Source organism: Roseiarcus sp., assembly GCF_049514155.1.
Taxonomy (GTDB): Bacteria; Pseudomonadota; Alphaproteobacteria; order Rhizobiales; family Beijerinckiaceae; genus Roseiarcus.
Window position 1 is genome coordinate 1 of the sequence record NZ_JBEKVH010000224.1, and the last position, 4,679, is coordinate 4,679.

The following is a 4,679-nucleotide window of genomic DNA, read 5'->3' on the forward strand; positions in this document are numbered from 1 at the left end:
GAGAAGTTTGTCGGAAAACCGACGCATTCCTTTCTCGAAGGCCCGTCATTCGACTCCCACGGCAATCTCTATGTCGTCAACTTTGCGTTCGGACAGATCGTCAGGGTATCAGCGGAGGGGCGACCGTCCGTCGTGTTCGAGTACGACGGGGCGCCCAACGGATTGCAAATCGGCGCCGACGGGCTCGCTTACATCACTGACCGGGAACGCGGCGTCATGCGGTTCGATCCGGTGGCGGAAAAGATCGAAGTCCTGTGCGGTCGGGAGCAGCTGTCTCCGAACTATCAGGGCCTGAGCGATCTGACGATTGCGAGGAATGGCGATATCTATTTCACCGATCAGGGAGACTCTCATTTGCTGAAGCCGACCGGACGTGTCCTGCGTCTGTCGGCGTCGGGCAAGCTTGATGTTTTGATGGAGCACGTTCCGGGACCGAACGGCATCGTTCTCAATCCGGCGGAAACCCACGTTTTCGTCGCCGTGACCTATGGCCCGGCTGTGTGGCGTGGGCGCGTGCGTTCTGATGGCGCAGTAGACAAAGTTGGCGTCTTCCAGAGCCTTCCCGGCGGCTACAGCGGCACGGACGGACTTGCTATGGACCGAGAAGGCGGGCTTGCCGCGTGCCACAATCGCCTGGGAACGGTTTGGCTTTTCGATCCAAGGGGCGAACCGTTGTTTCGTGTTCGCGCTCCCCGGGAAGCCGGAACGAAGATCACCAACGTGGCTTACGGCGGCGAAGGCAACGCAAGGCTGTTTATGACGGAAGCCGAAAGCGGCAGAATTCTGGTGGCCGACGCGCCGACCCCGGGCCACTATGCGGTCGGCCAGAAGGTCTAATCGGCTTGAACCGTGTCACGTGCTTCGCGCGGAATATTGGGTCTGACTGAGTTTTGATGCAGTGAAGACTCCGGCCGCGGCGACTCCGGAGGAAGAATCGCCGCATGGAGTCATTCATCCGACCCGGCGCGCGAGATCGACGCGCTGGCGGCTTCTCTGCGCTAGTCAATGGCGATCGAGAACCGCTCAAGGGAAACGTCGAGCGGCGTCGTGCTCGCGCCGGGCTGTTGCGGCCGCAGGAACGCGCCGTCCCGAACGTTCGCGGGTTCGCGGAAGTGATCCTTGATCCAAGGGATATATTCGAGCAGCGCCGTGGATGGACGCCAATAGGCGAGATCGACATGCACCTAGCTCATTTCGCCGGCGTGCGGGGCGACCGGCAGCCGGAACGCGCGCGCCAGATCGATGCGGCAATCGAGCGGGCACAAGAGATCCGCCGGGCAGTCCGCGCGCGGTTCGGCGTCGGCCTCGAACGTCGTCGGCGAGGCGAGATGTCGCGGTATGGCTGATGATCTTTGGGAAACTCGGGGACCTTCTGTGATGAGGATCAGCTTCGTTTCAGTTTCCGCCACGCCACGACGAAGGCGCGGGCTCGATGAGCGACTTCGGCGGCGTCCAAGCCGGGTGAGTACAAGGCCCCGCCCAGACCGAACCCGGCGGCGCCGGCTTTGACGTACTCGCCGAAGTTGAGCGGCGTGATGCCGCCCACTGGAATGAACATCGTGCCCGCGGGGAAGACGGCGCGCCACGCCTTGAGTACGGCGGGATCAAGCATTTCAGCCGGAAATAGCTTCAATCCGTCGGCGCCTTTGGCCAGCGCGGCGAATCCTTCGGTCGGGGTGGCGACGCCGGGGACGCACGCAAGTCCGGCCGCCTTCGCGGCGATAATCACCGCGGGGTCGCTGTGCGGCATGACGATCAAACGCCCTCCCGCGGCGGCGACGTCGGCGACCTGCTGGGCTGTGGTCACCGTGCCGGCGCCGAGTAGGCAGGCGTCGCCAAGAGCATCCTGCAGGCGACGGATGCTTTCGACTGGGTTCGGCGAGTTCATCGGAACCTCGATGATCCCGAACCCTTCGTTGGCCAGGGCGATTCCAATTGGCGCCGCCTCGTCGGGTTTGACGCCGCGCAGGATGGCGATGAATGGCATGCGCTCGAGGTGGCTTCTGATGCTCATTGCGTCTGTTCCCGTCGCTCGGGCCCACGGTCCCGGATCAATGTTCGCGGTTCGCCGCGGCGTCTCGCTGACCAATGCCGATTGGGAATCGAACCTCCCGCCGGCCAAACCGGCCTCCTTCACGGCGCAGGCGTCAATCCTGAACGACGATGACGGCGGCGCTGCCACGATCGATAGAATAGTCCTCATATCAATTGCTTGTAAGCCAAGCGGCTCACTCGTGGTTCAGCTCGAACTTGACATCCTTCGTATACGCTGCTTGATTGGTTAAGACAACCATACCAAAGGTCGATGGTTGCGTGGGAGGAAACCGACATGAGGCTGCGATCGCTTACTCTGAAGGCCGCCTTGCTGGCTGGCGGCATGTCACTGCTCGCTGGCGCCGCGCTGGCCGCAGACGACGCCTGCACAACCGCCCAGCCGGGCGCGTTGCCTGCCGATTCTGCGGCGATCCTGCAGAAGGAACTGCCGCCGGCGGCCCAGGCCGGCTTCGAGGGCTATGGCAGCCCGGTCGTCGCCAGCCCGTATGTCAACTTCAAGCCGCCGCACGCAAAGCCGTGGGTGATCGGCTACAACAACTCGTTCTCCGGCAATGCCTGGCGCGCGGCCGCGTTGGCCGAGCTGAAAAAGAACGTCGAGAAGTACAAGAAGCTCGGACTGGTGAAGGACCTCGTCGTCACCGACAGCAATGCTGACACGCCCACCCAGATCCAGCAGATGCGCTCGATGATTCAGAAGGGCGTCGACGTCATCATCTCGATTCCGGGCTCCCCCACCGCCATGAACGCCGTGATTGACGAGGCCTTCGAGGCGGGCATCCCCGTGCTCACCCTGGCCGCGCCGGTGACGACGCCGAACGCCATCAACATCGACACCAATGGCTACCTGATCGGCAAGACCATGGCGTTGGGCCTGGCGCAGATTCTTGGCGGCAAGGGCAATATCATCACCGTCGAAGGCATTCCCGGAACCTCCGGCAGCGAACTGATCAAGGCCGGCGGACAGGCCGTCTTCAAGAATTGCCCGAACATCAAGATCGTTGCCGATCTGGTCGGCCAGTGGTCCGAATCGGCGGCTCAGACGGCTGTCTTGCAGGAGCTCTCGACCGACCCGACGGCGATCGACGGCGTCTGGCAGCAGGGGTCGATGTTCATGGGCGTGGTCACCGCGCTCAAGCAAGCGGGCCGTCCGATCGTTCCGGTGACGGTGGGCAACCCGAACCAGAACTCGCTGGCCTACTGGCATGACAATGTCTCGAAGGGTTTCAAGACGGCTGGCACCTCCAATGCGCCCGCCGCCGGCATGGAGCTCGTCTTCCGCACCGCTGTGCGAGTCATGATGGGCCAAGGTCTGAAAGTCTCTGGCGTCGTCGTGCGGCCGCCGCTCATCACCGCCGACACGCTCGACCAGTGGTGGAAGCCTGAGTTCACGGTCGACTCGACCGGCGTCGGCGAGCCGCCGCCCAACACCTGGATGACCGATTCGGTGCTCGACGGTTACTTCGCCAATCCGTCGCCTCTGCCGCAATAAGCGACAAGCTGAGTAGATTGGGGCTCCGCCCGATTCTCATTCTCGGGCGGAGCCCGCGGTCAGCGCCTGGGGTTCATTCATGTCGAAATCCTATCTTGCTCACGCGTTGGAGATCCTCGCCGAGGTCGAAGCCACCCAGTCGCACAAGATTGCGGTTGGCGCGCAATGGATCGCGGACGCGATCGAAGCCGGCGGCTTCGCGCATTTCTTCGGCGCCGGCCATTCGCACATGGCTCTGGAGGAGGCGTTTCCACGCAACGGCGGCCTCGTCGGGCTTCACCCGCTGTCGGAGCTGGCGCTCTCCTACTATACCCCGGTGATCGGCAATTCCGGCATCTACCAGATGCGCTATTTCCAGGCGGTCGAAGGTCTCGGCGAGATCATCTGGAAGAATTACCGCTTCGAAAAGACGGACTGCTTCGTCATCTACACCAACACCGGCGTCACGAAGGTGGCGCTCGACATCGCCGGCTTCGCCAAGGCCGAAGGCATCCGCGTCATCGCCGTGACCTCGCTCAAGCATGCGGAGGCGACCGGCACCGATCACAAGGGGGGCAAGCGCCTGCATGAGATCGCCGATCTCGTGATCGACAATTGCTCGGTGGTCGGCGACGCGATGATGGAGATCCCTGGTCTCGAGGACAAGGCAGGCGCGGGGTCAAGCATCACCAGCATCGCCATCACCAACGCCCTGTCGACCGGGGCGGCGCTGGAACTGGCGCGCCGGGGCTGCAAGCCCATGGTGCTGCCCAGCCCCTATTTCGAGGGGACGCCGGAGGGCAAGACGCGCCGCGCCCGCGCAGAGGCGCGCTGGGACGAATGTTTGGCCGAATACGGCCGCCGCTACGCCCGCATGTTCGTGCGGGAGAAGGCCTGACCCCGACCGGCGTGCATTTGGAGCGTGCGATGAACTATGACGTCGACGTGGTGGTCGCCGGGGCGGGAAGCGCCGGCGTGGTCGCGGCTGTCGCCAGCGCGCGCAACGGCGCGCGGACGCTGCTGGTCGAGCGCGGCGGCTTCCTTGGCGGAGTCAGCACGGCCGTGCTCGATACGATGTACGCCTTCTACGCGCCGGGCGAGGCGCAGGAGAAGGTGGTCTCCGGCCTTCCCGACGAGGTCGTCCAGCGCATCGACT

6 protein-coding genes are annotated in these 4,679 nt (G+C 63.8%); 5 read left to right on the forward strand and 1 reads right to left on the reverse strand.

Going from position 1 to position 4,679, the window contains the following annotated elements:
- A partial coding sequence (locus ABSF49_RS20230) for an SMP-30/gluconolactonase/LRE family protein (protein WP_424114436.1) occupies positions 1 to 837 on the forward strand: 837 nt, incomplete at its 5' end.
- A 104-nt stretch (positions 838 to 941) separates the two neighbouring features.
- Positions 942 to 1,346 carry a hypothetical protein gene (locus tag ABSF49_RS20235; RefSeq protein WP_424114437.1) on the forward strand — a complete coding sequence of 135 codons (405 nt, stop codon included), beginning with the start codon at positions 942 to 944 and terminating at the stop codon, positions 1,344 to 1,346.
- A 38-nt stretch (positions 1,347 to 1,384) separates the two neighbouring features.
- On the opposite strand, the gene ABSF49_RS20240 is transcribed toward ABSF49_RS20235, so the two are convergent.
- A complete protein-coding gene (locus ABSF49_RS20240; RefSeq protein ID WP_424114438.1) occupies positions 1,385 to 2,137 on the reverse strand; it encodes a 2-dehydro-3-deoxy-6-phosphogalactonate aldolase in 753 nt (250 codons plus the stop codon).
- Between the two features lie 192 nt (positions 2,138 to 2,329).
- On the opposite strand from ABSF49_RS20240, the gene ABSF49_RS20245 reads away from it, so the two are divergent.
- The 3 genes from ABSF49_RS20245 to ABSF49_RS20255 all read left to right on the forward strand — a co-directional run.
- Positions 2,330 to 3,544 carry a substrate-binding domain-containing protein gene (locus ABSF49_RS20245; protein WP_424114439.1) on the forward strand — a complete coding sequence of 405 codons (1,215 nt, stop codon included), beginning with the start codon at positions 2,330 to 2,332 and terminating at the stop codon, positions 3,542 to 3,544.
- 79 nt (positions 3,545 to 3,623) lie between these two features.
- The gene (locus ABSF49_RS20250; protein ID WP_424114440.1) at positions 3,624 to 4,421 is read left to right on the forward strand and encodes a sugar isomerase domain-containing protein; all 798 of its coding nucleotides are present in this window, start codon (positions 3,624 to 3,626) and stop codon (positions 4,419 to 4,421) included.
- A 29-nt stretch (positions 4,422 to 4,450) separates the two neighbouring features.
- Positions 4,451 to 4,679: FAD-dependent oxidoreductase (locus tag ABSF49_RS20255; RefSeq protein ID WP_424114441.1), on the forward strand; the 229-nt coding region annotated here is incomplete at its 3' end.

Coding starts and splice junctions, on each gene's coding strand:
- ABSF49_RS20235 (WP_424114437.1), top strand. CDS start 942: ATGGAGTCATTCATCCGACCCGGCGCGCGAGATCGACGCGCTGGCGGC.
- ABSF49_RS20250 (WP_424114440.1), top strand. CDS start 3,624: ATGTCGAAATCCTATCTTGCTCACGCGTTGGAGATCCTCGCCGAGGTC.
- ABSF49_RS20245 (WP_424114439.1), top strand. CDS start 2,330: ATGAGGCTGCGATCGCTTACTCTGAAGGCCGCCTTGCTGGCTGGCGGC.